This window comes from Cobetia sp. 29-18-1, from assembly GCF_029846405.1.
Taxonomy (GTDB): Bacteria; Pseudomonadota; Gammaproteobacteria; order Pseudomonadales; family Halomonadaceae; genus Cobetia; species Cobetia amphilecti.
Genome location: NZ_JARWKS010000007.1, coordinates 99,206 through 125,806 on the forward strand (window position 1 = coordinate 99,206; position 26,601 = coordinate 125,806).

The following is a 26,601-nucleotide window of genomic DNA, read 5'->3' on the forward strand; positions in this document are numbered from 1 at the left end:
TGTCAGTAGTGCGGCTTACTTCACTTCCACACCGTGCGCCTGCTTGTCAGCGTGGTAGGAAGAGCGCACCAGCGGGCCGGAGGCGACATGCGAGAAGCCCATCTCGCGCGCCTTCTGGCCGAGCCAATCGAAGGTGTCCGGGTGCACCCAGCGGTCGATGGGCAGGTGGTTGCGCGACGGCTGCATGTACTGACCCAGGGTCAGCATGTCGACACCGTGGTTGCGCAGGTCCTGCATGACTTCGAGCACCTGCTCGTCAGTCTCGCCGACACCCAGCATCAGGCCGGACTTGGTCTTCACTTCCGGACGACGCTCCTTGTAGCCCTTGAGCAGATCAAGTGACCACTGGTAGTCGGCACCCGGACGCACGCGACGGTAAAGGCTCGGCACGGTTTCCAGGTTGTGGTTGAAGACGTCCGGCGGCGTCTGCTCGAGCACGTCCAGCGCGACCTGCATGCGGCCACGGAAGTCCGGTACCAGCACTTCGATCTCGGTGCCGTCGCACTTCTCGCGAATCTCGCGGATGCACTCGGCGATGTGGTTGGAGCCACCGTCGCGCAGGTCATCACGGTCGACGGAGGTCACGACGACGTAATTCAGGCGCATCTCGGCGATGGCCTCGGCCAGCTCGCGCGGCTCGTCAGCGTTCAGCGCGTTGGGGCGACCGTGCGCCACGTCGCAGAACGGGCAACGACGGGTGCAGATGTCACCCATGATCATGAAGGTCGCGGTGCCGCCGCTGAAGCACTCGCCCAGGTTCGGGCAGGAGGCTTCTTCACAGACCGTGTGCAGGCCGTGCTTGCGCAGCGTCTGCTTGATGCGCGTGACTTCCGGCGAGGCCGGCATGCGCACACGCAGCCAGTCCGGCTTCTTGGGCAAGGTCTCGGTGGGAATCACCTTGACCGGAATGCGGGCAACCTTCTCGGCGCCGCGCAGCTTCACGCCACGCTCCTTGCGGGCAGGAGCAGCGGAGGGAGCGGGCTTCGTGGTAGCGATGGTCTCGGTCATCAGTTCTGTCCTGCTGTTCGAGAAATGTCAGCCAGTGCCGCGGGCAGGCCGCTCACCGGAGTCAGGGTCACATCGCCCAGGCTTGCGCCCAGACAACGCACCAGGCGGTCACGCTCGCTGGCAAGATCCACCGGTGCGCGAACGAGATCGCGCAGCTGGGTCATCGCCATGCCGGCATAGCCGCAGGGATTGATGCGCCCGAAGGGCGCGAGGTCCATGTCCAGATTGATCGCCACACCATGGAAACTGCAACCACGACGGATGCGCAGTCCCAGCGAGGCGATCTTGGCCTCTTCCATCGAACGACGCGGGTCATCGCCACGCTGCGCCGACTTCTTCACATAGACGCCAGGCGCGTCCGGACGCGGATAGGCCTCGATGCCATGCTCGGCCATCGCCGCCACCACCGTCTCTTCCAGCGCCGTCACCAGCTGGCGAACGCCGATGCCACCCCGCTTGACGTTGAGCAGCGGGTAGAGCACCAGCTGGCCGGGCCCATGATAGGTCACCTGGCCGCCACGGTCGGTCTGCACCACCGGAATGTCGCCCGGCATCAACAGATGCTCCGGCTTGCCCGCCTGGCCCTGGGTAAAGACCGGCGGGTGCTCCACCACCCACAGCTCGTCCGGCGCATCGGCCGCACGCGTATCGGTGAAGTGGCGCATGGCCGACCACACCTCATCATAGGCCTTGAGGCCGAGGTGGTAGACGTGAATCGTGTTCATGCATGCGCTCCTGTCATCAAGGCGCAAGACAAGGAAATCCAGCGTTTCATGCCTGGATCACAGCACCATGTGGATGCGACCGGTGGCCTTGAGGTCACGGTGCAGCGCATCCAGCTGATCGGTACCGGTGGCACGGATCACCACACGGATGCTGCGGTAGTTGCCGTTCTTGCTGTCCTGCCAGGTGATGGCCGTCGCATCGAAGCCCGGCGCATGCACTTCCAGGATATTGCAGACCACTTCGACGAGATCTTCTGCGGCGGTGCCGACGATCTTGAGGGAGAAATCACACGGGAATTCAATCTTCGGGGGCGTCTGCCCACCAGCTGCTGGCGTCTTGGCCATGGGGATAGCCCTTCAGGTAACTCTATTTCCGACCATTCTACTCAACAAAGGGCGATCCGTCAGCCGGATCGCCCTTTGTTGAGTACACGACCGCGATATTCAGGGGCGCGCGCCTGGCACCGCCAGCACGCGCGCCCCACTGCCATCACTGAATCATGTCATCGGCCGCGTCACTTCACACAGCCAGACGACTGACTCAGTTGAACAGGCCGTGGAAGAACAGCATCAGGGCATCCCACAGACGCTTGAACAGGCCGCCCTGCTCCACCGGCTCCAGTGCGACCAGCGGTTCTTCGGCCAGCACCTTGTCGTCCAGCTTGATCTGCAGGGTACCGTACTGCTCGCCGGCCTGAACCGGGGCCTTGATGGTGTCCTTGAGATCAAGGCGCGCGGTCAGCTTGTCAGCCTGGCCGCTCGGCACGGTCAGGAAGACGTCCTGAGCCATGCCCAGACGCACCTGGTCCTTCTCGCCACCCCAGACACGCGCCTGGTTGAGCACCGCGCCCTTGTCATAGAGCTTCTTGCTCTCGAAGTAGCGGAAGCCGTAGGTCAACAGCTTCTGGGATTCCTGCGCACGCGCCTCTTCGGACTTGGTACCCATCACGACACTGATCAGGCGGGTATCTTCCTTCTTGGCGGATGCCACCAGGCAGTAGCCGGCTTCTTCGGTGTGGCCGGTCTTGAGGCCATCGACATCCTTGTCACGCCACAGCAGCTTGTTGCGGTTCGGCTGCTTGATGCCATTCCAGGTGAAGTACTTCTGGGAGTAGATCTCGTAGTGATCCGGGTAGTCCTTGATGATGCGACGCGCCAGAATCGCCAGGTCGTGCGCCGTGGAGTAATGCTCCGCGTGCGGCAGACCAGTGGCGTTCATGTAGTGGGTGTTCTTCATGCCCAGACGCTTGGCGTGCTGGTTCATCAGGTCGGCGAAGGAACCTTCGCTGCCGCCGATGCGCTCGGCCAGCGCGACGCTGGCGTCGTTGCCGGACTGGATGATAACACCGTGCAGCAGGTCATCGACGGTGACGCTGGTGCCTTCGCGGATGAACATACGCGAGCCACCCGTCTTCCAGGCATTGACGCTGATGCGGACCTTCTCGTCCGGGCTCAGCTTGCCGTCGTCCATCTCGCTCTCGACCAGGTAGGCCGTCATCATCTTGGTCAGACTGGCCGGCGGCAGGCGCTTGTCGGCGTTGTGCTCGACCAGGATACGCCCGGAATTGGCGTCCATCAGGATCCAGGAAGAAGCCGCCAGCTGCGGCGCCGCCGGAATCAGGGTATCCGTCTCGATGGCATGGGCCGGGGTGGCGGCAACGCCTGCGAACAGCGCAATGCCGCTGGCCGCCATCAGCGCGGAGAATCGACGCCGAAGAGGAAGAAGTCGGGCTTTCAGGGACATGTTGGAATCTCTTTGACACTCATGCATAAGCCGAGGCTTGCGCCTCGGCCAGGTTGCGCCTCTTCACGAAGCGCATGATGGATGAAAACGGGCCTGCGGCCCTTATCGCTCTGCCGTGACGCTGAAGGCCCCGGCATAGCCAGCATCGGCCAGCGCCGACTTGAGCGATTCAATACGGACATTGTCTTCCAGCGGGCCGACCTGAACCTTGTAGAGGTTGCCGCTGCCCAGCACACGAGTCGGTCGTCCCAGACGGGAGCTGACACTGGCACGAATGCTGTCGGCCTTGCTCAGATCACTGACCGCCGCGACCTGCAGGAAGGTAGCTTCCCCGTTCGCCACGGAGGACGTGCTGCTCGGCGCAGCAGAGGCTACCACGGGCTTGGCGGCAACGCTCGCGCCGGAAGCGCTCGAGGCCACGGAACCACCGGTTGCCTGCATCGCGTCAAGCCCGGCAATGCCCTGCTCGCGGCGTACCGCCTGGCTGCGCGCCAGCAGACGCTCGGACTCTGCCGTGCCCTGGGTCGGGCTCGGGCCCGGCTTCCAGGTCGTGGCATCGAGAGTCTCGACACGCACATGCCCGGTGCCGTGGCCCAGCATGTCCAGGCGCCACGCCGCGCTGTAGGACAGGTCGATCAGGCGGTCTTCATGGAAGGGGCCGCGGTCGTTGACCTTGACGATGACCTGCTTGCCGTTGTCCAGATTGGTGACACGCGCATAGGTCGGCAATGGCAGCGACTTGTGGGCCGCCGTCATGGTGTACATGTCATAGATCTCGCCACTGGCGGTGGCGTAGCCATGAAACTTCTTGCCATACCAGGAAGCAGTGCCCTCGGCCACGTAACCGCGCGGATCATCCATCACGTGATAGGTCTTGCCCCATACCTCGTACTCGCTGCGATTGCCGCTGCGGGTATAGGGTTCGACACGTGGCACCTCATCGGGCACCGCCGAGACATCCGGCGCATCATCGGGATAGGCATCGCTGTCCATCTCGTAGCGGCTGTTCTTGCCCGCCTTCTTGCCGGTGCTCGCCGAGGCACCATCACTGACCTGGGTGCCACCCCCACTGCTGGCACAGCCGGCCAGCAGGGCAAGCGCGAGGGTCAGCGGTAGCGCACGTGACCAGCTCATCCCGCACCTCCGTCCTCGAGACGACGCTTGATCGCCCGGGAGAGCTCATCCACGGCCATCGCATACATGTGGCTGTGGTTGTAGCGCGTGATGACGTAGAAGTTGTCGTAGCCGACGGCGTAGCGATAGCCCTGTTTCAGGTCCAGCGCCAACGGAATCACCTGGGTATTGCCGGCCACGTCATCTGCCACCTGGACACCGGCCGCCTCGAGCGCGGAAACGCTCATGTACGGCTTTTTCGTCTTGTTGAAGGTGACGGAGGACGGCGGTGTCCCGGGGCCATCCGCGGCGCTGACCACAGGCGCACCGGCCTTCCAGCCATGACGCGCGAAGTAGTTGCCGACGCTGCCGATGGCATCGACCGGGTTATGCCACAGATCACGCACGCCGTCGCCATCGAAATCGACCGCATAGGCCTGATAGCTGGTCGGGATGAACTGCGGATAGCCCATCGCGCCGGCGTAGGAGCCCTTGATGGAGAGCGGGTCGATGCCCTGCTCAATCGTCAGCTGCAGGAAGGCCGCCAGCTCGCCACGGAAGAACTTGCCGCGACGCGGGTGATCGAAGGCCAGCGTGGACAGTGAATCGATCACGCGGTGAGTGCCGGTGTGCTTGCCGAAGAAGGTCTCGACACCGATGATGGCGGCGATGACTTCCGGCGGCACGCCATACTCGGCCTGGGCGCGATCGAAAGTCTCACGATGCTCGGCGATGAACTTCACACCAGCTTCGATGCGTGATTGCTTCATGAAGATGGCGCGGTACTGGTCCCAGCGCAGATGACCTTCCGCCGGACGCGACATGGCATCCAGCACCTTCTGGCTGTAATCGGCCTGATTCATCAGCTCGGTCACGCGATCGCGATCCAGCCCCTTGGCCACCAGCTCGTCGACCAGCTTGGCCGTTTCCGGGTGAGTCGCCGGGGCGAAGCCATCAGGCGCCGCCTTGGCCACGCCTGACATTCCCAGCAGCGGCGCCACCATCACCAGGGCTGCGCCCCAGTGCTTCAGACGTCGCCCACGCGCATTGATCACCGTCATCGACTCTCTCCTTGCCTGTCTGCGAGCTTGGGCTCGCGAATGTCCTTGCCACTCGGCAACTGGCCGCCACGTCATCGCGACAATAGGCGCCGGTGGGTATGAATGCTCATGAGAATACCGAAGCCTGCCAGCAAGGTCACGCTGGAGGTCCCACCATAACTGACCAGCGGCAACGGGACGCCAACGACCGGCAAGATACCCGATACCATGCCGATGTTGACGAAGACGTAGACAAAGAACGTCAGGATGATCGCGCCCCCCGTCAGCCGTGCAAAACTGTCCTGGCCATTGTTGGACATCACCAGCCCGCGCAGCACGATCAGCACGTAGAGCCCCAGGAAGAAGCTCATGCCGATCAGGCCGAACTCCTCCCCGATGACCGCGACGATGAAGTCGGTGTGGCGCTCCGGCAGAAACTCGAGCTGGGACTGGGTCCCCAGGGTATAGCCCTTGCCGAAGATGCCGCCCGAGCCGATGGCGGTCTTGGACTGGATGATGTTCCAGCCCGCGCCGAGCGGGTCAGACTCCGGATTGAGGAATGTCAGCACACGGCGGCGTTGATAGTCGTGCATCACCATCCACAGAAGCGGCAATGCCGAGGCGATCAAGGCGCCGAAGAAGGCGATCAGCTTCCAGGAAAGCCCCGCCAGCAGGATCACGAACACGCCCGCCGCGGCGACCAGCAACGAGGTGCCGAGGTCCGGCTGGCGCGCGATCAGCAGCACCGGCGCGACGATGATCACGGCGCAGATGGCCAAGTCTCGCCAGCGAGGAGGCAGCGGGCGCTGACCAAGCCAGCAGGCGACCATCATCGGCATCGCCAGCTTCATCAGCTCAGAGGGCTGAAAACGCACCACCCCGGGGATGACCAGCCAGCGCTGGGCGCCCATGCCGACATCCCCGAGCACCTCCACCGCCACCAGCATCAGGAAGCCGGCGCCGTAGGCGACCGGCGCCCAGCGGTAAAGGGTCGCGGGTGACAGCTGGGCGAGCCCGATCATGATCACCAATGCCAGCGCCTGGCGTGAGGCCTGGCGCAACGTGAAGTCGATATCCTGGCCGCTGGCGCTATAGAGCACGATCAGCCCGCAGCCGAGCACGGCCAGCAGCAACAGCAACAGCCAGGGGTCGAGGTGGATACGCTCCCACAGGCTGGTGCGGCGGCGATGACTGAGATCTCCACCTACACCACGCATCGAGCGCTGATAATCAGTCGGCATCGTTCTCTCCTTGCTCACCCTCGCCCGCCGGTGCCTCCGGCGGTGCCAGAGCGGCAGCCAGCGTGAGCGCCGCCTCACGCGCCTCGGGGTCAATGCGCGGCAACAGCCAGTAATCGGTGACGGCGCGTGCCATCGGGCCCGCCACGGAGCTGCCGCCCTGGCCGTTCTCGATCACCACGGAGACGGCTATCTCCGGGTGCTCGACCGGCGCAAAGGCAGCGAACAGGGCGTGGTCACGCAGACGCTCCGCGAGCTCCTTGCCGTTGTATTTCTGGTCCTGCCCGAGGGTGAAGACCTGAGCGGTACCGGACTTGCCGGCCATGCGGTACTTGAGCCCGGGCCCGACATACTTGCGCGCCGTGCCTTCTCGCCCGCTGACCACATCCTCGAGCGCGGCGATGACATCGTCCCACCACGCCGGATTGTCCAGCACCACATCCGGCTTCTCCTCGCTACGGGGCAGCAACACCGTCTCGTCACCGATGCGCTTGGCCAGGTGAGGCGTCACGTGTCTGCCGCGATTGGCCAGCACGGCCTCCGCCGAGGCGAGCTGCAACGGTGTGGCAAGCCAGTAGCCCTGACCGATACCGATGGAGATGGTCTCGCCGGGGTACCAGGGCTTGTCGTAGCGATTGCGCTTCCATTCCTTGGACGGCATCAGGCCGGGCAGCGCGCCCTGCACGTCCAGCGCCGTCTGCTCACCGAAGCCGAACTTGTGCATGTACTCGCTGATGCGGTCGATCCCCAGGCGATAGGCGACGTTGTAGAAGAAGGTGTCATTGGACACCGCAATGCCACGCCGCATGTTGACGCGCCCATGCCCCCAGCGCAGCCAGTTGCGATACTTGTGGCTGTCATTGGGCAGCTGGAAATAGCCGGGGTCGTAGAAGGTGGTGCTGGTGGTGATGGCACCGTTCTCCAGCCCCGCCAGCGACATGAAGGGCTTCACGGTCGAAGCCGGCGGGTACTGGCCGCGAATGGCACGATTGAACAGCGGCAAGTCGATATCATTCTGCAGCGCACGATAGCTCTTGACGCTGATGCCGGTGACGAACTCATTGGAGTTGAAGCCCGGCACGGAGGCCATCGCCAGGATGTCGCCCGTCTTAGGCTCGATGGCCACGATGGCGCCACGCCGCCCCTTGAGCAGCCGATAGGCGAGATCCTGCAGGCCGCGGTCGATGGTCAGCGTCAGGTCCTTGCCCGGCACCGGATCGATCCGCGACAGTTCACGCAGCACGCGACCCCGCGCATTGGTTTCCACCTTGCGCAGGCCCGCCTGACCGTGCAGCTCCTCTTCATAGAAGCGCTCGATACCGGTCTTGCCGATGAAGTGGGTGCCCGAATAGTTGCCCTTGTCGAGGGTCTTGAGCTCGGCCTGATTGATGCGCCCCACATACCCCAGGGTATGCGACAGCGGCTTGGCGTCCGGGTAGTAGCGCAGCAGCTGCGCCTCGACCTCGACGCCGGGCAGGCGATAGCGATTGACGGCCAGACGCGCGATCTGCTCCTGACTCAATTCACTCATCAACAGGGCGGGCTGATAGGGGCGTTGACGCTGACGCGAGCGTTCCTTGAAGTCTTCGACTTCATCGGGCGGCAGATCGAGAATCTCGACCAGGCGCTCAAGCGTCGTCTCGAGATCACCGGCGCGTTCGCGCACGATGGTGAGATTGTAGTTGGGGCGGTTTTCGGCGAGCAGCTGACCATTGCGGTCATAGATCAAGCCGCGCGTAGGCGGCAAGGGCTCGACACGCACACGGTTCTTGTCCGAGCGCGTCGTATAGATGTCGTGTTCCACGACCTGCAGGAAGAGCAGCCGCGCCAGCAGACATCCGGCCAGCACCAGCACAAGGCCGGCAGCCACGATGCTGCGAAGGCGAAAGATCCGCACTTCCTGTTGAGGATTCTTTATCGTCGCCCGGCGTTGGCGCATGGCGGGTCTCGCAACCAGTGTCGTGTCGCAAGCGGCAGGCGCTTACCGGTGATAGGGGTGCCCGACCAGCAATGTCCAGGCGCGGTAAAGCTGTTCCGCCAGCACGATGCGCACCAGGGGGTGCGGCAGCGTCAGTGCCGAGAGCGACCAGCGCTGATCGGCACGTGCCAGCAGGCGTGGGTCGAGCCCATCCGGACCACCGATGAGGATGGCCACGTCTCGCCCTCCCAGCCGCCAATCATCGGCATGCTGGGCAAGCTGCTCGGTACTCCAGGCCTTACCTAGGACATCAAGGGCGACAACATGTTCATTTCCCTTGAGTTTTTCAAGCATCCGGTCGCCTTCACTGGCCATGGCACGGGCGATGTCCGCATTCTTGCCGCGATTGCCGGGCGCCAGCTCGATGAACTTAAGCGAAAAATCCCGCGGCATGCGCTTGAGATATTCCCGGCTACCCTTCTCCACCCAGTCCGGCATCTTCTGCCCGACAGCCAAAACTCGGATCTTCATGTCCTGTCCCGTGCTGTGTCAGAACGACGGGCAAGCCCGCAGTCCTTCCATCGGATACTCCCTGCCCGCGACATCGCGACCGGCAAGGACGTAACGCGCGGTTGGCATGTCCCGACGAGCAACCCGTCGGGTCAGGCTGGCAGGATCAGTGGCTCTGCTCGTACTCTTCACGCGTTTCGCGGGGCAGATCGCTCCACAGGCGCTCGAGGTCGTACAGGGCACGGGTTTCGGCCAGCATGACGTGGACGACGACATCGCCCAGATCCAGCAGCACCCAATCGGAGCCGTTGTCGCCTTCACAGCCCAGCGGCTTGACGCCGGCTTCTTTCACGGTGACCTGCACGTTGTTGGCCAGCGCGGAGATATGGCGGCTGGACGTACCGGTCGCGATCACCATCACATCGGTGACGCTGGTCAGCTTGGAGACATTGATCTCGCTGATTTCCTGGGCCTTGAGTTCTTCAAGGGCGTCGACAACCAGGTTTTTAAGAGCTTCGGTCTGCATGATTCCTCGGGAGTTTGTTCGGCAGGGGGCGCATTCTACCCGTTGGCGATGCGCGCGCCTATGGGCATCGTCATTTACTCGCCAAAGGGGCGCCACGCACGGCGATGCGGGATCGCGGCAGTGACGCCCCTCTCATGATGCCACGCTCGCACGCGACAAGACGTTCAGAGCCACAACGCTCAGCTCGATGATGGACTCGGGCTGATGATGGGCTCAGGTCGATGACGGACAATAGAGGCCATGCGCCTCGATATGACGGATCACCGCTTCCGGCAGCAGGTAGCGCACGCTGTCACCCAGCGCGAGGCGCTCGCGCACGAAGGTGGCACTGATGGCCATGCGTGTCGGCAGCGACAGGCGCAACAGATGGCCACCCGGGCGCGCCATCAAGGCCGCCACCGAGTCGACCTCGCGCCCCTGGATCAACGCTTCGAGCGCCCGGGGCAGCGGTGCATCATGGTCCGGACGCTCGATCACCACCACATGGGCATCATCGAACAGACGATCGGCGGCATGCCACTCCCCGAGCTTGAGGAAGGCGTCATGGCCGATGGCCATCACCAGCCGCGCCTGCGGGCCATATTCGGCGCGCAGATTGGCCAGGGTGTCGGCACTGTAGGAAGGCCCATCGCGCAGCAGCTCACGCCCATCGGCCTTGAGGCCCGGCTCTGCGTCTATCGCGGCTTCCAGCATCGCCAGACGCTGGTCACTGCTGACGCCGGGCGCGGCGCGATGCGGCGGCTGATGCGCAGGCACCAGCAGCACATGGTCCAGCCCCAGCGCTTCGCGCAGCTCGATGGCACTGCGCAGATGGCCGTGATGGATGGGATCGAAGGTACCGCCGAGCATGGCGACACGCGGCACCGGGCCGAGACAGCCCTCGAAGCCCGGCTCCGCTGCCGTGTCAGTCCTTGAACGCGAGTCATGTGCCGACTCGGTGCCGTGATGCACGGCCTCACGCTCCTGCGCGAGACCATCGGCATTCAAGGGACGCTGGGTATCCTCCAGCGCCTCGGGCGACAGGGCCTGCTCGTTCGTCAAGGTCCTCTCGTTCGTCAAGGTCCTCTCGTTCGTCAAAGTCTGCTCGGGCGCGACCTGATCCTCGGCGGGTGAGACCTGGTCCTTCACTGGCGAATCTGCCCATCACCGAACACGATGTACTTGCGGGTCGTCAGGCCCTCAAGCCCGACCGGGCCACGCGCATGCAGCTTGTCGGTGGAGATGCCGATCTCGGCGCCCAGGCCATATTCGAAGCCATCGGCGAAGCGGGTGGAGGCGTTGACCATCACCGAGCTGGAATCGACTTCCGCCATGAAGCGGCGCGCCAGCGCATAGTTCTCGGTGATGATGGCCTCGGTGTGCCCGGAGCTGTGACGTTCGATATGCGCCATCGCCTCATCGACGCCATCCACGACGCGAATCGCCAGAATCGGCGCCAGGTATTCGGTGTCCCAGTCTTCCGCAATGGCGGCCACGGCCTGCGGCAGCACTTCGCAGGTGCGCTCGCAACCGCGAATTTCGACTTCATGTGCCGCCAGACGCTCGGCGATACGCGGCAGGACCTCGGCGGCAACCGGCGCATCGACCAGCAGGGTCTCCATGGTGTTGCAGGTGCCGTAGCGGTGGGTCTTGGCGTTCTCGGCGATCCGGACCGCCATCGCCAGGTCAGCCGTGGCATCGATATAGACGTGGCAGATGCCATCGAGGTGCTTGATGACCGGCACGCGCGCATCACGCGAGATACGCGAGATGAGGCTCTTGCCACCGCGCGGAATGATGACGTCGACGAACTCGGGCATCGCGATCAGCTCACCGACCGCGGCGCGGTCCGTGGTGGCGACGACCTGCACTGCCGTGGCCGGCAGCTCGGAGAGCACCAACGCCTCGCTGATGATCTCGCTCAGCGCACGGTTGCTGGACGCGGCCTCGGAGCCACCGCGCAGGATGCAGGCATTGCCGGACTTCAGACACAGGCTGGCCGCCTCGATGGTCACGTTGGGGCGTGACTCGAAGATGATGCCGATCACGCCCAGCGGCACGCGCATGTGGCCGACCTGAATGCCGCTCGGACGCGAGCGCAGACCATCGACCTCGCCGACCGGGTCCGGCAGCGCCGCGACCTGCTCGAGCCCTTCGATCATGCCGTCGATACGCGCCGGCGTCAGCGCGAGACGATCGACCATCGCCTCCGAGAGCCCATTGGCGCGTGCACGCGTCAGGTCCTCGGCGTTGGCCTCTGCCAGTGCCTCGCGACGCTCATCGATCAGACGCGCCATGGTCTGCAGAGCACGATTCTTGATGCCGCTGTCGACGCGACGCATCACGACGCTTGCCGCGCGCGCTGCGTGCCCCAGACGATTCATGTACGCCACGACGTCCGTGGTGTCGTGCTTGCCCTGCTCACTCATGTGCCTAATCTCGCTGGTTGTCAGTGTCCACGTGCTCATTTCATCATCGGCCGGGCCCCGCGAGGGCATTCCCCAGAGAAGCTTCGACATGAAGCCCTGACGTGCAGCCCTGACGTGCAGCCCTGACGTGAAGGCCTGATGTAAAGGCCAGACGTGGTGGTCTGATGTGAAGGCCTTAGAGGCGTAGACACTTTTGTCACTCGCCGTTTGGGGTATGCTGCCATTATTGCAGACGACGTTGCATGATCGGAGCACCGTCGCATCTTGCAAACGTGCAGGCAATGCCCACGTCACAGACCGTTCGGCCAGGGAATTCGGCCGATTTCGCGCCATCCACGGCAAAGGTGCCAATATAAGTCACCATGGAGATCAAGTTCAAAGTCCGTATCAGTCAGTTCGTCTGTCTGCTCGGCTCTGTATTGCTGCTGCTGGAAGCGGCACGACAGATCAGTATCGGCCTAACGCTCACTGCCCTGTTGCTGGCGGTGGGCGGCACGATGTTGCTGGTGGTCTCTCTCGCCCACGAGCTGTTCACCCTGCGCTGGTTCCGCACGCTGGTGATGCTCAGCGTCGCGCTGATCATGAGTGCGCTGGTACTGCTGGCCCCGCAACAGCACCTGATGTGGCTGTGGGGTTTTGCCGTCCTGCTGCTCTATCCGCGCCCGCGCTGGCTGGCACCGGCCTGCGCACTGATCGGGCTGGTCACCACCTGGCTGGCGCTCGCTCAGCTGGGCAGCGACTGGCTGAGCCTGGGCATCGGCATCACCGCGACCCTGATGGCGCTCGGAGCCATCGGTGGACGGCGCCAGCAGCAGGTCTGGATGCAGCTGGAGCGGCGTGGTCGGCGTGATTCCAGCCGCGCGATCTGGTCACAATACCAGCTGAAGCGCGACCTGCCGCGGGAAATTGCCCGTGCCGATCGCGAGGACATCCATATCGAATTGATCCTGCTGGCACCGGTCAATACCGGTCGTCTGGCCAATCGTCGCCTGATGAACACCCTCGACAGTGCCGCGCTGCCGCATGAGACCCGCTACCAGCTCGATGACGGGGCACTGGCCGTCCTGCTGGTCACCCGTGGCGAGCGCATGGCCAGTCTGCGCCGTCGCCAGTTGATCGAGCATCTCGCGATGCCGATCCGCGCCCGCGTGCAGCCTCTCAACGACAGCGACCCCAATGCGCTGGACCTCAAGCGCCTCAGCGCCCACCTGAGCGATGAATCGCAGCCGATCACCCTGCTGCCGCCACTGCCTCGCAAGCCTGCCGATGCCGATGCCTCGTCAGGCGAAACTTCGACAGACAACGCCTCGTCAGACCACGCCTCGACAGACGATGCCCCGTCAGACCATGGGCGAGACATCCTCAAACCGGCCAGCGCGGCAGACAAGGTCGCCTTGACACCGTCGCGGGGGAATGATCACTGATGTCTCCTCTGCACAGCCTGGCCCATCGCGAGCGCCGGGAGCTCGCCAATCGCAAGACACTGATCATGCTGCTGGCCGCCGCGGTGATCGCCACCTACGCCCTGTGGCGCTACCTGGTGGGCGATTTCGAGCATATCCTGACGCCGGTGCTGGCCACCTTGCTGATGGCGATTGCCGCCGGCCTCAATCACCTCGATGATGAGCAGCCGCTGCCTTCCTATCTGACGCTGATCGCCAGCTACCTGATGCTGGCACTCGAGGCGCCGGGCACCTACCCGGGCATGTCGCTGTGGCTGGGACTGCCCAGCGTGCTGACACTGCTGCTGTTGCCCCTGGCACCGGCGATGCTGCTCAATCTGGTGCTGGCACCGCTGTGGCTATGGCTATTGGGCCACCAGGAAGACAACTTCGGCGAGATACTGCGCTACCTGTGTCTGCTGCTGGTGGCCAGCCAGCCGTTCGTCATCAACAGCCTGCAGGCGGGTGTCATGAGCCTGACCGCCAGCGAGGAAACCGAGTGCAACGCCTTCAACGCCCGCACCGGTCAGCAACGACTGATCAGTGAGGCGGCGCGTGCGCGGGCGCTGGACCAACCGTTCAGCATTCTGGTCGTCTATCTGCCGCAACTGGACATGCTCGGCGAGCAGTTCGGCGAAGACAGGCGCGTCGAATGTCTGGCGATGGCCTGCGACGTGATGCAGGAGGTCTCGCGCCAGGGCGACCTGCTCTGTCGCAGCGACAAGTCGTCCTTCTGGCTGATGCTGCCCAATACCGGCGAGGCGGGAGCGCTGATCATGCGCGAGCGCCTGACCGCGGCGCTGGCAGCGGCCACACAGCCGGAAACCGGCTCCATCATTGCCCGCGCGCGCCTGGTGACGTACAAGGCCGATGACACCACCCAGAAACTCGAGCAACGCCTGCTGGCCAGCCAGCTTGCCCTGATGGATCTCAATGAATGAGCGACACCCTTGCGTCACTGCTGCATTGGCTGAACCCCAGTGTGATGATCGATACCCTGATGACCACGCTGAGCGATCACCCGGCAGCCCTTGTCGCCGTCATCGGCCTGGTCTCACTGCTTGAATCTCTCGCCATCATCGGCCTGCTGGTGCCAGGCGTGGTCATTCTCACCGCCGGCGCCTCCCTGGCCGGCCATCTCGAACTCTCGCTGCCGATACTGCTGGCCGCCGGTGCGCTGGGCGCCATCATCGGCGATGGCGTGAGCTTCTGGCTGGGCATCCGCTATCGCGATCAACTGCCCGGCCGCTGGCCCTTCTCGCGCCATCCCGAGTGGATCGAGCACGGTCAGCAGTTCTTTCATCGCCACGGCAGCTGGTCGATCGCCTTCGGGCGCTTCGTCGGCCCGGTGCGCCCGATCATCCCGCTGGTCGCCGGCATGCTCGACATGCCGCCGGCGCGCTTCTTCCTGGTCAATGGCCTCTCGGCGCTGGCCTGGGCACCGGCCTACCTGCTGCCGGGCTATCTGCTGGGCCAGACCTGGCAGTCACTGTTCACCCTGCCGGAAGGGGCCGACGGCCTGCTGGTCGGCCTGGCCAGCGGCCTGATCGCCTGTGCCTTCGCCTTCTCCTTCCTGCGCCGCCAGCTGGGCCGCGAGGGCCGCCTCTATCATTGGCTGGCTCGTCGCATGCGTCGCAGCCCTTCCGGGCGGCGTCTGTGGTGGCAGCTGCGCCATCCCGACCCCGAGGGCGAATTCCCGCTCGCCTCGATGGCGCTGCTGATCTTCGCGGTGATCAGCGTGCCCGCCATAAGCCTGGCGGTGCTGGCCCATCCCGAGCCGTGGTGGATCGACCGCGTGGCCGCCTCGCTGGCCGCAAGCCTCTCCTCACTGATGCCCCAGGACTGGCTGCGCGAGGCAAGCCTCGTGCTGTCTCGCCTCGCCGATGGCACCGGCCTGGCGGCGCTCGTGGCTCCGTGGCTGGTATGGCTGCTGCTCAAGGGTCGCCACGCGGTGTGGTTGCATCTGACGGCCGCCTGGCTGGGCATCGCCAGCGCCAATACCGTGCTCAAGCACCTGATCCAGCGCCCGCGTCCGGATACCCCCGCCTTCCTGGAAGGATCGATGTCGTTTCCCAGCGCCCATGCCGCCGGCAGCGTGGCAGTGTTCGGGCTGGCCGCCGCCTTCATCGCCGAGCGCCAGCCCTCCTCGCGACGTCGCTGGATCTACTGGGCAGCCATCGCCGCCTGTACGCTCGTCGGCCTGTCACGCATCACGCTTGGCGTCCATTACCTCAGTGATGTGCTGGGCGGTGCCTGCGTGGGTCTGCTGGTCTGTGCGCTGGTGCGCATCAGCTATCCCGCCTTCGTGCGCCAGCCCTCTGCCCCCCTGGAATCGCCAGCCCCGCTGCTGTGGTTGAGCATGGCGAGCCTGCTGCTGTTGGCGGCACGCTTCGCCTGGCTGCCGCTCTAGGCTGTCGCGATCAGACTGCTGCCGCTCTAGGCTGTCGCGATCAGACTGCTGCCGCTCAGGCCGTCGCGATAACGTTGCCGTGATAGCGCTGTAAACCGATGAGCCGCCTGAGATGGCGGCTTTATCACTACCCCCTGATGACGAGGAACCTCATGCCCGGCCCTGCTGCCCCTCCCGCCAACCAGCCCCAGGCACTGATGTCGATTCATCTCGGCATCGCGCTGCTCGGCGGTACGGCGCTGTTCTCGAAAGGCGTGCCCCTCTCGGCGCTAGATATCACCACCTGGCGCAGCCTGCTGGCGGGGCTGTTCCTGCTGTGGCTGGCGCGCCTGAAGTGGCATGTCTCGCTGCGTCTGAGCGGGCGCGACTGGGCCTTGCTGGGCATCGCCGCCGCGCTGATGGCCGCGCACTGGGTGAGCTACTTTCACTCGATGCAGGTGTCTTCCGTGGCCACCGGCATGCTGGCGCTGTTCACCTATCCCATCTTCATCGTGCTGCTGGAGCCCTGGGTGGAAGGCACGCGCCTGAAAGCGAAGGACCTGGCGGCAGCGGGACTGGTCTGCATCGGCGTCTGGCTGCTCGTCCCCGGCGGCGACAGCAGTACGCAGGGCGACAGCCTGGCGGGAGTGTTATGGGGCGTGTTCTCGGGCCTGTTGTTCGCGGCGCGCAATCTACTGGTGCGCTACCGTCTCAGCCATCTCAATCCGGTACTGTCGATGAGCCTGCAGGCGCTGGGCGTCGTGGTGTTGACGCTGCCATTCGTCTCCGGCGAGATCATGGATGCCAGCCCCTCGACGGGGATCGCCATGCTGGTGCTGGCCATCGTCTTCACGGCAGCGCCGCATGCACTGATGACCTTCGCCCTCGGCGGCCTCAAGGCCAAGACCGTCGGCATGATCGGCTGCCTGCAACCCGTCTACGGCGTGCTGCTGGCGTGGTTGATTCTCGGCGAGGTGCCCACCTGGCTGACGCTGGTCGGCGGCAGCTTCATCGTGGCGGCGGCAGCACTTGAGACCCTGCGCCGTAGCTGAATCCAAGTCACAACTGAACCGAAGTCGCAGCTGAATCAGCGCCGCAGCTAAAACAAAGCCGCGCCCCTGAACGCATCAAGGCCCGCCTATGGCGGGCCTTGATGTATTTACAAGCTGCAATGCCTGGCTCAGTCATGCCGACATCAACCGGTCGCGAGCCAGATTCCCACGCCGATCATCAGCGTGCCGGCCACGCGGTTCATCAGGCGCACACGCGAGCCACGCCCCAGCCAGCGCGCCAGGCTGCTGCCACCGCCGGCATAGAGCAGCAGGCAGGTGAATTCCAGCGTCAGGATGATGCCGACCAGCGCGATCAGCTGCGGCGCCAGCGGCAGGCTGGCATCCAGAAATGGCGGCAACAGGGCGATGAAGAACGCCCAGCCCTTGGGGTTGGCAATCGCCGTCACGAAGCCCTGTGCGGCCAGTGCACGGCGCGAGGCGCGCGGTGCCGCCGCATCCTCCCCTGCTACCCCCAGAGCCAGGCGGCCACGTGAGCGCCACATCTGGATCCCCAGCCAGGCCAGGTAGGCGCCCCCCGCCAGCTTGAAGGCCGAGAACACCATCGGATAGCGCAGCATGATGGTCGCGACGCCGATCACCGCCGACACCGCCACCAGCCCGACGCCCAGCAGTTCGCCCACCATCATCCACAGCGTGCGCTTGACGCCCTGGGTCATGCCCAGAGTCATCGCCAGCGTCATGCACATGCCCGGCGTCAGCGAGACCAGAAAGAATGTCGGCACGAACACCGACAACAATGACCAATTCAGCATTCCCTGCTCTCCTTGCACAGTCTGATGCAGTGCCAGAGGGATGCCTCTGACAAGCTCTCACCCGAACGGATCGACTGACCGCCCTTCAATCGCCGCTGACATGCCCCTCGCCCCAGCGCGGCATCAGCGCATGCGAGACCCCCAGCTGGTTGAGAATGCGCGCGACGATGAAATCGATCATGTCATCGAGGGTCTGCGGGCGATGATAGAAGCCGGGCGCGGCGGGCAGGATGACGGCGCCCATGCGCGTCAGACTCAGCATGTGTTCGAGATGGATGGCCGAGAACGGCGTCTCGCGCGGCACCAGAATCAGCGTGCGGCGCTCCTTGAGAGCCACATCGGCGGCGCGCTCGATCAGGTTGTTGCTGGCCCCGGTCGCGATCGCGGACAGTGAGCCGGTGGAACACGGGCACACCACCATGGCGCTCGGCGCGCCGGAGCCGGAAGCCACCGGGGCCATCCAGTCCTCGCGCCCGAAGCAGCGAATCTGGCCGGGTCTGGCGGCGTAGCGCTGCGTGAGCACCTCGGTGAGACGCGCCGGGCGCGCCGGCAGCTCCTCGTCGGTCTCGGTGGCGATCACCATGTGCGCCGCCTTGGAGACCATCACCATCACTTCATGACCGGCCGCGACCAGACACTCGATCAGGCGCAGGCCGTACTGGGCACCGGAGGCCCCGGTCAGCGCGACGGTGACCGCCGACTTGAACTCGCCCTCTGGGGCTGTCGCTTGCGTCTTCATGCTTCACCTTCACGTGCTGCCAGCGCCGCCAGAAGGCGCTCGTGGATACCGCCGAAGCCGCCATTGGACATCACCACCACCCAGTCGCCGGCGCGGGATTGATTGGCGATCTTCGCGATCAGGGTGTCGAGGTCCTGCTCGACCTCCGCCTCCACGCCGAGCGCGCGGCACTCGCTGACCGTCTCCTCCAATGACCAGCCGAGGCTGGGGCCCGCGAACCAGCTGACGCGGTCGGCCGCGGTCACTGAAGCCGGCAGACGCGCCTTCATGGTGCCGAGCTTCATGGTATTGGAGCGCGGTTCGATCACCGCCCACAGGCGGCCGCCCTGACCTTCGGCCGCCACGCCCGGCGCCAGGCCCTCGAGCGTGGTGGCGATGGCGGTCGGGTGGTGCGCGAAGTCATCGATGACCTTGACGCCCGCTACCTCACCGCGCAGCTCCTGGCGACGTCGGGGCGGCGCGAAGCGTGCAAGCGCCTCCAGTGCCACCGCAAGACTCACGCCGCATTCGACGGCCGCGGCCACGGCGGCGCAGGCATTGGCCACGTTGTGGCGCCCGCGCATCGCCCACTGGCACTCGACGAAGCGATCCGCCTCGCCTGAGTCACCAAACGGCGGTGCCAGCGCGAAGTGGCTGCCGTCGGCACTGATCAGACGATAGCGCCAGTCGCCACCGGCATTCTCGATGCCACTCTCATCGCCGAAGCGCGTCACCGGCGTCCAGCAGCCTTGATCCAGCACGCGCTCCAGCGCCTCGGCACCGGCGACGGCGTCCGCCGCGACCACCAGCTTGCCGCCAGCCGGCACGGTACGCACCAGGTGGTGGAACTGACGCTCGATGGCGGCGAGATCCGGGAAGATGTCGGCGTGATCGAACTCGAGGTTATTGAGCACGGCGATGCGCGGCCGGTAATGCACGAACTTGGAACGCTTGTCGAAGAAGGCCGTATCGTATTCATCGGCCTCGACCACGAAGGGCGCCCGGGGGTCGCCGATACGCGCGGAATCGCCCAGCTGCGGCGGCACGCCACCGATCAGATAGCCCGGCGCGAGACCCGCACATTCGAGAATCCAGGCGGTCATGGTCGCGGTGGTGGTCTTGCCGTGGGTGCCGGCGATGGCGATCACCGGACGGCCGGTCAGCACCTCGTCACACAGCCATTGCGGGCCGGAGGTATAGGCCAGCCCACGCTCGAGCAGCGCCTCGACTTCGGGGTTGCCGCGCGAGACGGCATTGCCGACCACCGTGAGATCAGGCGCGGGGACGAGATTGTCGGCCGCATAGCCTTCCATCAGGGTGATACCGGCCTCGGCCAGCTGTGTGCTCATGGGCGGATAGACGTTGGCATCGCTCCCCGTGACGCGATGACCGCGTGCGCGCGCCAGAAGCGCCAGAGAGCCCATAAAGGTACCGCAAATACCGATGACGTGAAGGTGCATCTGTTTCTCCAATCCGGAAGCCCGAGCAGCCTAGCATGCCCGCCAGGCGGCGAGTAGCGCGCGGCCTGTCAGGGATGGACGACACCCCCAGTGGCATTCGGGCGTCGTGCAGGGGTCATGTCTTTCGGATATGATGCGGCGGGTAAGCGCCAGCCCGTTCAAGACCATGACAAGGAAGCAGAGACGAGAAGCCCATGCCCCAGCACAATGCCTTCTACGCCCAGTCCGGTGGCGTTACCGCCGTCATCAACGCCAGTGCCTGTGGCGTCATCGAAGCCGCTCGTGAAAACGGCGACCAGATCGGCAAGCTGTATGCCGGTCACAACGGCATCATCGGTGCCCTGACCGAAGACCTGATCGACGTCAGCCAGGAAAGCGACGAGAACATCGCCGCGCTGCGCCACACGCCGGGCGGTGCCTTCGGCTCCTGCCGCTACAAGCTCAAGAGCATCGAGGACCACCGTACCCAGTACGAGCGTCTGATCGAGGTGTTCAAGGCCCACGACATCCGTTACTTCTTCTACAACGGTGGCGGCGACAGCGCCGATACCTGCCTGAAGGTCTCTCAGCTGGCCGAGACCATGGGCTATCCGATCCAGGCCATCCACGTGCCGAAGACCGTGGACAACGACCTGCCGATCACCGACAACTCGCCGGGCTTCGGCAGCGTGGCCAAGTACATCGCCACCTCCACCCGTGAAGCCGGTCTCGACATCGCCTCCATGTGCGCCACCTCCACCAAGGTGTTCATCCTGGAAGTCATGGGTCGCCACGCGGGCTGGATCGCCGCTGCCGGTGCTCTGGCCGGTGAAGATGCCACCCAGCCGCCGCATATCGTCGTCTTCCCGGAAGTCGCCTTCCACCGCAAGGAATTCATGGCGCGCGTCGATGCCTGCGTCAAGGAACACGGCTACTGCGTGGTAGTGGTCTCCGAAGGTGCGCGTTACGAAGATGGCACCTTCCTGGCCGATGCCGGCAACACCGATGCCTTCGGCCACCGGCAGCTGGGCGGCGTCGCGCCGACACTGGCCGGCATGGTCAAGCAGGACCTGGGCTACAAGTACCACTGGGCGGTGGCCGATTACCTGCAGCGCGCAGCGCGTCACATCGCCTCCAGGACCGACGTCGAGCAGGCCTACGCCACTGGCCGTGCCGCCGTCGAGATGGCCCTGGCCGGCAAGAATGCCGTGATGCCGGCGATCCGTCGCCTCGGCGATGGCGCTGACTACGCCTGGGACATCATCGAGGCGCCGCTGGAGCAGATCGCCAACCACGAGAAGTTCATGCCGCTGGAGTTCATCACCGAAGATGGCTTCTACATCACCGACGCCTGCCGCGAATATCTGTCGCCGCTGATCCAGGGTGAGGACTTCCCGCCGTTCGTCAATGGTCTGCCGGCGGTCGCCAGGCTCACGCTGGCCAAGGTCGAGAAGAAGCTGACACCGTTCACGATCTGATCGCCTGGCGTTGATGCGACTGACTGGTCCGTCGCTGACACAGCCAGCTGCTGACAGAGCCGGTCGTTGACAGTACCGGTCGCTGACTGTCCCGGTCGTTGTCAGAGCCGGTCGCTGACAGAGCCGGTCGTTGACAGTGAAGCGAGTGTAAAAAAGCCCCGCACAGGCAACTGTGCGGGGCTTTTTGATGGCTGTCAGTTGTCATGCAGGGGGAAACACCTCCTCCAGCCGGTACACCGCATGCGCCTGCTGCTGACGCTGGCTGACCTCGACCATACGCGCCGCCACCTGAGCGCCACGGATCGGTCGATAGCGCTGCAAGCCCGGCAAGCGGGTGAGCGCCGGCAACAGATAGCGACCCAGCGTCTCGCCCAGGCGGAACTCGCTGCGCTCCCCCACCAGCAATGACGGCTGGAAGATACTGATACGCGCAAAGGGCAGCGCCTTGATGGCCACTTCCAGCTCGCCCTTCATCCTGAGATAGCCATTGCGGCTCGCGTGATTGGCACCGCTGGAGGAGACCAGCAGGTAGTGCGTCACTCCCTGGGCGGCCGCCAGCCGGGCGGCGCTCAGTTGATGATCGATGTCGACACGCCGCTGGGCCTCGAGCGACCCCGCCTGCTTGAGCGTGGTGCCCAGGCACGAGAACAGCAGGTCCGCCTGGAAACAGTGGGTCCAGTCTTCCAGGCGCGCGAAGTCGACCACATGGTTCTCGACCTTGTCAGAGTCGCCAGGCACCGGCCGGCGCGTCAGCGTGATGACTCGGGCGATGGCCTCGCAGGTGATGAGCTCAGCCACCACCTCGCGCCCGACCACGCCGGTCGCCCCGATCACGATCGCGGTCTGTCCCATACACCTCTTCCCTCCACCATGGCCTTGAGCGCCATCAGTCTCTGCACTCACTTCAGCAGCCAGGACAGCACCAGCAGCAACAGCAGGATGCCGGCGACGCCCTGCCAGAAATTGGCCGGTTCACGTATCGCCTCCGAGGGCGTCAGCGCCTTGCCGGGGTCCTGCTGCGGCAGACGCAGCGCGTAGAGCAGCTCAGACAGGCGGCGATAGCGCAGGGTGCGCTGCGGGTCCAGGGCGCGCCTGAGGGCGTCGTCCAGGATCTGTGGCACTTGGGGATTGCGCATGCGGGCTGGCTGATATTCCAGTAGTTCGAGGTCGGTATGGGTGCGCAGCTGCTCCATCGACTGGGCATAGGGCTGCATGCCGGTCAGCAGCCAGTAGATCACCGAGGCCAGGCCGTATTGATCGCTGCGTCGACTGACATCGGCGCCAAGGGCATATTCCGGCGCGCTGTGCTCAGTCAGGCCCACCTGACGCGCCAGCGGACCGGCGCTCTCATGGCCATCCCCCTCACGCAGATGGCAGGCACCGAAATCGACCAGCACCACCTTGCCATGACGGTCGATCATCACGTTGTCGGGGTGAATCAGCTGGTGCAGCACCTCACGACGATTGAGGGCATGCACGGCCTTGCCAAGCTGACGCGCGATATCGAGACGCTGCTCGAGATTGGCCTGCGGGTGCATGCGTGCCCATTCGGTCAGTGTCTGCGCCTCCAGATGCTCGAGCAGGTAGTAGAGGTGATCACGCGGGCGTGACGGCTCCACCACCTTGACCACGAAGGGCGAGCTGACGCGGTCCACCACCCACTGCTGGAGCAGGAAGTGCTCGAGATAGGCATTCTTGAGCGACAGCTCCGGGCTGGGCGCCTTCATCACCATCACGCGCCGGCTCTTGAGGTCACGCACCTTGTAGACGCGCACCCGCGCGCTGCGCGACATGACTTCCATCACTTCCAGGCCATCGATGCGGTCGCCCGGCTCCAGCTCACGCGGCACCGGCAGGTCGCCATAGACGCGCCCCGGCGTATCGTCAGAGGCAGTCGCCAGGCGATCGATGCGCACCAGCTGGAAGCAGAACTGGTCGGCCGTGTAGCCGCGCTCATCGGCGCGGTCCGCCGCGGCATGCGCCAGGCGCTCACTGGCGGCATCGAGATCCGAGACGTCATCGCGAATCAGTGACACGAAATCGGAAGGCAGCAGGGTGCCGCGCACCGCCTGGGTCGTGAACAGGAAGATATCGCCCTGCTTGAGCGGCAGCTCGATGTAGTCGATGTCGAGGCTGACATCCATGCCCAGCGCCCGCGACGGATAACGATAGCCGCCGAGATCGGTGACATGGTCGCGCGAGATCTGCTCGAACTCGCCGCCACGCAGCCGGAAGACCACCGTGTCACCGGCATGGAACAGATGCGCCGACTGGCCCCGGAAGACGACGGCGGAAATCGAGGTCACGTAACTGCCGCCCCGCACGAAGCGGCTCTGGCTGTAACACCAGCTGTTCAGCGCCCGCAGCACGCGGGTCGCGGAATACTTGACGCTCCAGTTGTCGGGCGTGGCGAAGTAATCGGCCAGAAAGCCACGCACGGCAAGGTCACCGGCCTGCTTGGCAATCGCGTTCTTGCTGGTGGTGTCGGCGATCAGCGCACAGCCGCCCTTGGCCGCCAGCGGGCCGCGCTCCAGCGGTATCTCCAGCGACATCGAGCTGCGATGACGCTTGCGGTCGGGAGCCACGAAGGCCTGACCGTAACTGAGTGAAAGCTCTGCATCCGCCAAGGCGGTCTCCTTGCGTCTCGATCCTGCCGTTACGTTTCATGCATGCGGTGGTGACGCTGCGCCAGCCCGACGCTGAACGCGCAATCGCCGTTGCGCCGCGCTGGACGGCCCCAAGTGTTACCCGAGTCAGCCTGCAGTGCCACCACTCGTTGGTGCAACGCAAGGCGATCGAGCGTGGCATAATGGCAAAACGGTCTGCCAGTTCGTATAATTCAGCGGAATTTTGACCCGCAGGCCTTCAACCCGCAAACCCAAGGACTCGACAATGAGTTTCGACAAGATCCCCGCTGGCAAGGAATTGCCGAACGACGTCTACGTAGCGATCGAGATTCCGGCCAATCACGCGCCGATCAAGTACGAGATCGACAAGGACATCGATGCGCTCATGGTGGATCGTTTCATGGCCACCCCGATGTTCTACCCGGCCAACTACGGCTACATCCCGAACACCCTGGCCGACGATGGCGATGCCCTCGACGCGCTGGTCGTGACCCCGTATCCGGTCGCACCGGGCAGCGTCATCCGTGCGCGTCCGGTCGGCGTGCTCAACATGAGCGACGAAGCCGGTGAAGACGCCAAGCTGGTCTGCGTCCCGCACCAGAAGCTGACCTCCCTGTACGACGACGTCCAGGAAGTCACTGATCTGCCGGAACTGCTGCGTCAGCAGATCGCGCACTTCTTCGAGAACTACAAGGATCTCGAGAAAGGCAAGTGGGTCAAGATCGATTCCTGGGACGGTGCTGATGCCGCCCGTGCCGCGATCGAGAAGGCAGCCGCTGCCTACCAGAAGGACTGAGTCCTTCTGAAGTGATGCGCGATTCAGGCATCACGATGCAAAAAAGCCCCCGTCATTGACGGGGGCTTTTTCGTTTCCGGCTCACGCCCGACACCGATGAGGACAGCCCTCAGCCGGCATCGGGCGTCACGGGATCAGCCCTTCTCGAGCAGGCTGCGCAGGTCACTGATCGCGGAGTTGGCACGCGCGACGTAGTTGGCCATCACCAGCGAATGGTTGGCGAAGAAGCCGAAGCCGGAGCCATTGAGGATGATCGGGCTGCCGATATCGGTCTGGGTCGCTTCCAGCTCACGGATGATCTGGTCGATGGAGGTCAGCGCGTTCTTGTCTTCCAGCACGCCCTGGAAGTCATGACGCACTGCCTTGAGCAGATGGATCAGCGCCCAGGAGGTGCCGCGTGCCTGATAGAAGACATCGTCGATCTCGAGCCACGGCGTCTTGATCTCTTCTTCCGTCTGGGTGCTCTTGGCCGAGGTGGCGCTCTTGTCGCCGGCCAGGCTCAGGTTGAGCTGCGACTTGCCGACACTCGCCGACAGACGCTGGGACAGGGAACCGAGGCGATTCTCGACATCCGACAGCCAGGCCACCAGGTTGTCGGCACGCGCGTAGAACTGGCCGTTGTTCTGGGTGTCATCGCTCAGACGCTTGAGGTAGTCGCCCAGCTCACGGTTGGCGTCGGCATATTCGTGCTCGGCTTCCGGCAGCATCCAGGCATTGGCATCGATGAACAGCAGGGATTCGGCCTTGCCCAGTGCCTTGTCATCGCTGGACTGGGACTGCGAGCGGCTGAATTCCTTGCGCAGCTCACGCGTCATGTCACGCACCTGTACCAGCACGCCATATTCCCAGTTGGGCATGTTGTCGAGCATCAGCCCTGGCGGCGCCACATCATTCTTGAGATAGCCGCCCGGCTTGTGCAGCAGGGTGTCATTGAGTTTCATCAGGGTGGCGACGGTCGCGGTGCCTGTCGGCAGGGTCTCGAAAGCCGGTGCCGGCTCTTCGCCCTCGACCTTGGCCACCGGTGCGGCCAGCCCGTGCACGCGAGCCAGTTCGGTGCGCGTGGCCTGATCGATGTTGAACTCGTCCGGTTCACTGCTCCAGTAGATACCAAGGCCAACGCAGACCAGCAGGTAAATGACGAACAGCCCGATCAGTGGTTTCCAGATCCAGCCATACTGAGGCGTTTCCAGCACATCGCGATTGGCGCCGCGCTTGCTGCCTTTACCGAATAGGGCCATGCGTTCTTCCTTGTATGAAGCCTTGTAGAAAAAGCCGTGTGAGAGACGAGTCAGACCTGCCTGAACGGATGTGAGCCGCGCCGATGCATCCAGCGCCGGTACTCATGACGTACGTCCTATCCTATCATGCGCCCCTGCACGTGCCAGTCGCACTCGGTGAAGTGCCGGTTCTGTGGCAAGGTGCGATGCGCTCCGGATTGCGGGCCGGGCCACGGGCCTGGTCGTGGACCGAGTTGCGGAGTGAGTCGCGGTACGAGCCGAGGGCCAGACTGCCACCCGCGCAGGCGGCTTCACCACTCGAGCCCGATACGTCCTCACACGCCCTCACACGAACGGGATGTCTGCTACATGGTGGCACATTCATCCGCGTGCAAGTCGTGCGCGGCGATGATGGGCCTGCTCTCGATCCAGCGCTTGCC

Annotated in this window: 24 protein-coding genes; 6 read left to right on the plus strand and 18 right to left on the minus strand. The window is 64.5% G+C overall.

Annotation, left to right across the window (positions count from 1 at the left end; all coding sequences use genetic code 11):
* Positions 1–15: 15 nt before the first annotated feature.
* The 12 genes from lipA to QD208_RS07525 form a co-directional block, all read right to left on the minus strand.
* Positions 16–1,008, minus strand: a complete 993-nt coding sequence (gene lipA, locus QD208_RS07470) for a lipoyl synthase (RefSeq protein ID WP_052384342.1) — start codon at positions 1,006–1,008, stop codon at positions 16–18.
* Entirely contained in the window at positions 1,008–1,733 is a 726-nt protein-coding gene (lipB, locus tag QD208_RS07475) for a lipoyl(octanoyl) transferase LipB (RefSeq protein WP_082388119.1), read from the minus strand. Before lipB ends, lipA begins: the two co-directional genes overlap by 1 nt.
* 57 nt (positions 1,734–1,790) lie before the next feature.
* The gene (locus tag QD208_RS07480) at positions 1,791–2,078 is read right to left on the minus strand and encodes a DUF493 domain-containing protein (protein WP_043331948.1); all 288 of its coding nucleotides are present in this window, start codon (positions 2,076–2,078) and stop codon (positions 1,791–1,793) included.
* Positions 2,079–2,274: 196 nt separating this feature from the next.
* Positions 2,275–3,477 (minus strand): D-alanyl-D-alanine carboxypeptidase family protein, encoded by a 1,203-nt coding sequence (locus QD208_RS07485; protein ID WP_054555032.1) that lies wholly within the window; start codon positions 3,475–3,477, stop codon positions 2,275–2,277.
* 102 nt (positions 3,478–3,579) lie between these two features.
* A complete protein-coding gene (locus QD208_RS07490) occupies positions 3,580–4,611 on the minus strand; it encodes a septal ring lytic transglycosylase RlpA family protein (protein WP_279836409.1) in 1,032 nt (343 codons plus the stop codon).
* Complete coding sequence (gene mltB, locus QD208_RS07495; RefSeq protein ID WP_225347665.1) at positions 4,608–5,651, minus strand: lytic murein transglycosylase B; 1,044 nt, start codon at positions 5,649–5,651, stop codon at positions 4,608–4,610. The genes QD208_RS07490 and mltB overlap by 4 nt, the downstream gene beginning before the upstream one ends.
* Positions 5,652–5,722: 71 nt before the next feature.
* On the minus strand, positions 5,723–6,871 hold the full coding sequence (rodA, locus tag QD208_RS07500; RefSeq protein ID WP_043331958.1) for a rod shape-determining protein RodA: 1,149 nt from the start codon (positions 6,869–6,871) through the stop codon (positions 5,723–5,725).
* A complete protein-coding gene (gene mrdA / locus QD208_RS07505; protein ID WP_279836410.1) occupies positions 6,861–8,807 on the minus strand; it encodes a penicillin-binding protein 2 in 1,947 nt (648 codons plus the stop codon). Before mrdA ends, rodA begins: the two co-directional genes overlap by 11 nt.
* A 42-nt stretch (positions 8,808–8,849) precedes the next feature.
* Positions 8,850–9,317 (minus strand): 23S rRNA (pseudouridine(1915)-N(3))-methyltransferase RlmH, encoded by a 468-nt coding sequence (gene rlmH / locus QD208_RS07510; RefSeq protein WP_279836411.1) that lies wholly within the window; start codon positions 9,315–9,317, stop codon positions 8,850–8,852.
* 145 nt (positions 9,318–9,462) lie between these two features.
* A complete protein-coding gene (gene rsfS / locus QD208_RS07515; RefSeq protein ID WP_043331961.1) occupies positions 9,463–9,822 on the minus strand; it encodes a ribosome silencing factor in 360 nt (119 codons plus the stop codon).
* Positions 9,823–10,035: 213 nt separating this feature from the next.
* Positions 10,036–10,671 carry a nicotinate-nucleotide adenylyltransferase gene (nadD, locus tag QD208_RS07520; RefSeq protein ID WP_279836471.1) on the minus strand — a complete coding sequence of 212 codons (636 nt, stop codon included), beginning with the start codon at positions 10,669–10,671 and terminating at the stop codon, positions 10,036–10,038.
* A 275-nt stretch (positions 10,672–10,946) separates the two neighbouring features.
* On the minus strand, positions 10,947–12,230 hold the full coding sequence (locus QD208_RS07525; protein ID WP_279836412.1) for a glutamate-5-semialdehyde dehydrogenase: 1,284 nt from the start codon (positions 12,228–12,230) through the stop codon (positions 10,947–10,949).
* A 362-nt stretch (positions 12,231–12,592) separates the two neighbouring features.
* Between QD208_RS07525 and QD208_RS07530 the strand changes: the two genes are divergently transcribed.
* The 4 genes from QD208_RS07530 to QD208_RS07545 all read left to right on the plus strand — a co-directional run bounded on the left by QD208_RS07530 (position 12,593) and on the right by QD208_RS07545 (position 17,113).
* Positions 12,593–13,654 carry a hypothetical protein gene (locus tag QD208_RS07530; protein WP_279836413.1) on the plus strand — a complete coding sequence of 354 codons (1,062 nt, stop codon included), beginning with the start codon at positions 12,593–12,595 and terminating at the stop codon, positions 13,652–13,654.
* On the plus strand, positions 13,654–14,613 hold the full coding sequence (locus tag QD208_RS07535; RefSeq protein WP_153635231.1) for a diguanylate cyclase: 960 nt from the start codon (positions 13,654–13,656) through the stop codon (positions 14,611–14,613). The genes QD208_RS07530 and QD208_RS07535 overlap by 1 nt, the downstream gene beginning before the upstream one ends.
* On the plus strand, positions 14,610–16,082 hold the full coding sequence (locus tag QD208_RS07540; RefSeq protein WP_279836414.1) for a bifunctional DedA family/phosphatase PAP2 family protein: 1,473 nt from the start codon (positions 14,610–14,612) through the stop codon (positions 16,080–16,082). The genes QD208_RS07535 and QD208_RS07540 overlap by 4 nt, the downstream gene beginning before the upstream one ends.
* Before the next feature lie 152 nt (positions 16,083–16,234).
* Complete coding sequence (locus QD208_RS07545; RefSeq protein WP_279836415.1) at positions 16,235–17,113, plus strand: DMT family transporter; 879 nt, start codon at positions 16,235–16,237, stop codon at positions 17,111–17,113.
* 143 nt (positions 17,114–17,256) lie between these two features.
* On the opposite strand, the gene QD208_RS07550 is transcribed toward QD208_RS07545, so the two are convergent.
* The 3 genes from QD208_RS07550 to mpl form a co-directional block, all read right to left on the minus strand.
* A complete protein-coding gene (locus tag QD208_RS07550) occupies positions 17,257–17,886 on the minus strand; it encodes a LysE family translocator (RefSeq protein ID WP_192838401.1) in 630 nt (209 codons plus the stop codon).
* 85 nt (positions 17,887–17,971) lie between these two features.
* Positions 17,972–18,625, minus strand: a complete 654-nt coding sequence (locus QD208_RS07555) for a flavin prenyltransferase UbiX (RefSeq protein WP_213113370.1) — start codon at positions 18,623–18,625, stop codon at positions 17,972–17,974.
* Positions 18,622–20,064: a UDP-N-acetylmuramate:L-alanyl-gamma-D-glutamyl-meso-diaminopimelate ligase gene (gene mpl, locus QD208_RS07560; protein WP_279836416.1), complete on the minus strand. Its 1,443-nt coding sequence runs from the start codon at positions 20,062–20,064 to the stop codon at positions 18,622–18,624. The genes QD208_RS07555 and mpl overlap by 4 nt, the downstream gene beginning before the upstream one ends.
* Before the next feature lie 194 nt (positions 20,065–20,258).
* On the opposite strand from mpl, the gene QD208_RS07565 reads away from it, so the two are divergent.
* A complete protein-coding gene (locus tag QD208_RS07565; protein WP_043331973.1) occupies positions 20,259–21,521 on the plus strand; it encodes a 6-phosphofructokinase in 1,263 nt (420 codons plus the stop codon).
* A 201-nt stretch (positions 21,522–21,722) separates the two neighbouring features.
* Here QD208_RS07565 and QD208_RS07570 read toward each other — a convergent pair whose 3' ends face one another.
* Positions 21,723–22,373: an NAD-dependent epimerase/dehydratase family protein gene (locus QD208_RS07570; protein ID WP_279836417.1), complete on the minus strand. Its 651-nt coding sequence runs from the start codon at positions 22,371–22,373 to the stop codon at positions 21,723–21,725.
* A gap of 47 nt (positions 22,374–22,420) precedes the next feature.
* Positions 22,421–24,148, minus strand: a complete 1,728-nt coding sequence (locus tag QD208_RS07575) for a bifunctional protein-serine/threonine kinase/phosphatase (RefSeq protein WP_043331977.1) — start codon at positions 24,146–24,148, stop codon at positions 22,421–22,423.
* Positions 24,149–24,413: 265 nt separating this feature from the next.
* Between QD208_RS07575 and ppa the strand changes: the two genes are divergently transcribed.
* Positions 24,414–24,944, plus strand: a complete 531-nt coding sequence (ppa, locus tag QD208_RS07580) for an inorganic diphosphatase (RefSeq protein WP_043331979.1) — start codon at positions 24,414–24,416, stop codon at positions 24,942–24,944.
* Positions 24,945–25,078: 134 nt separating this feature from the next.
* Here ppa and QD208_RS07585 read toward each other — a convergent pair whose 3' ends face one another.
* Entirely contained in the window at positions 25,079–26,182 is a 1,104-nt protein-coding gene (locus QD208_RS07585) for a DUF2333 family protein (RefSeq protein WP_043331981.1), read from the minus strand.
* Positions 26,183–26,601: the final 419 nt, after the last annotated feature.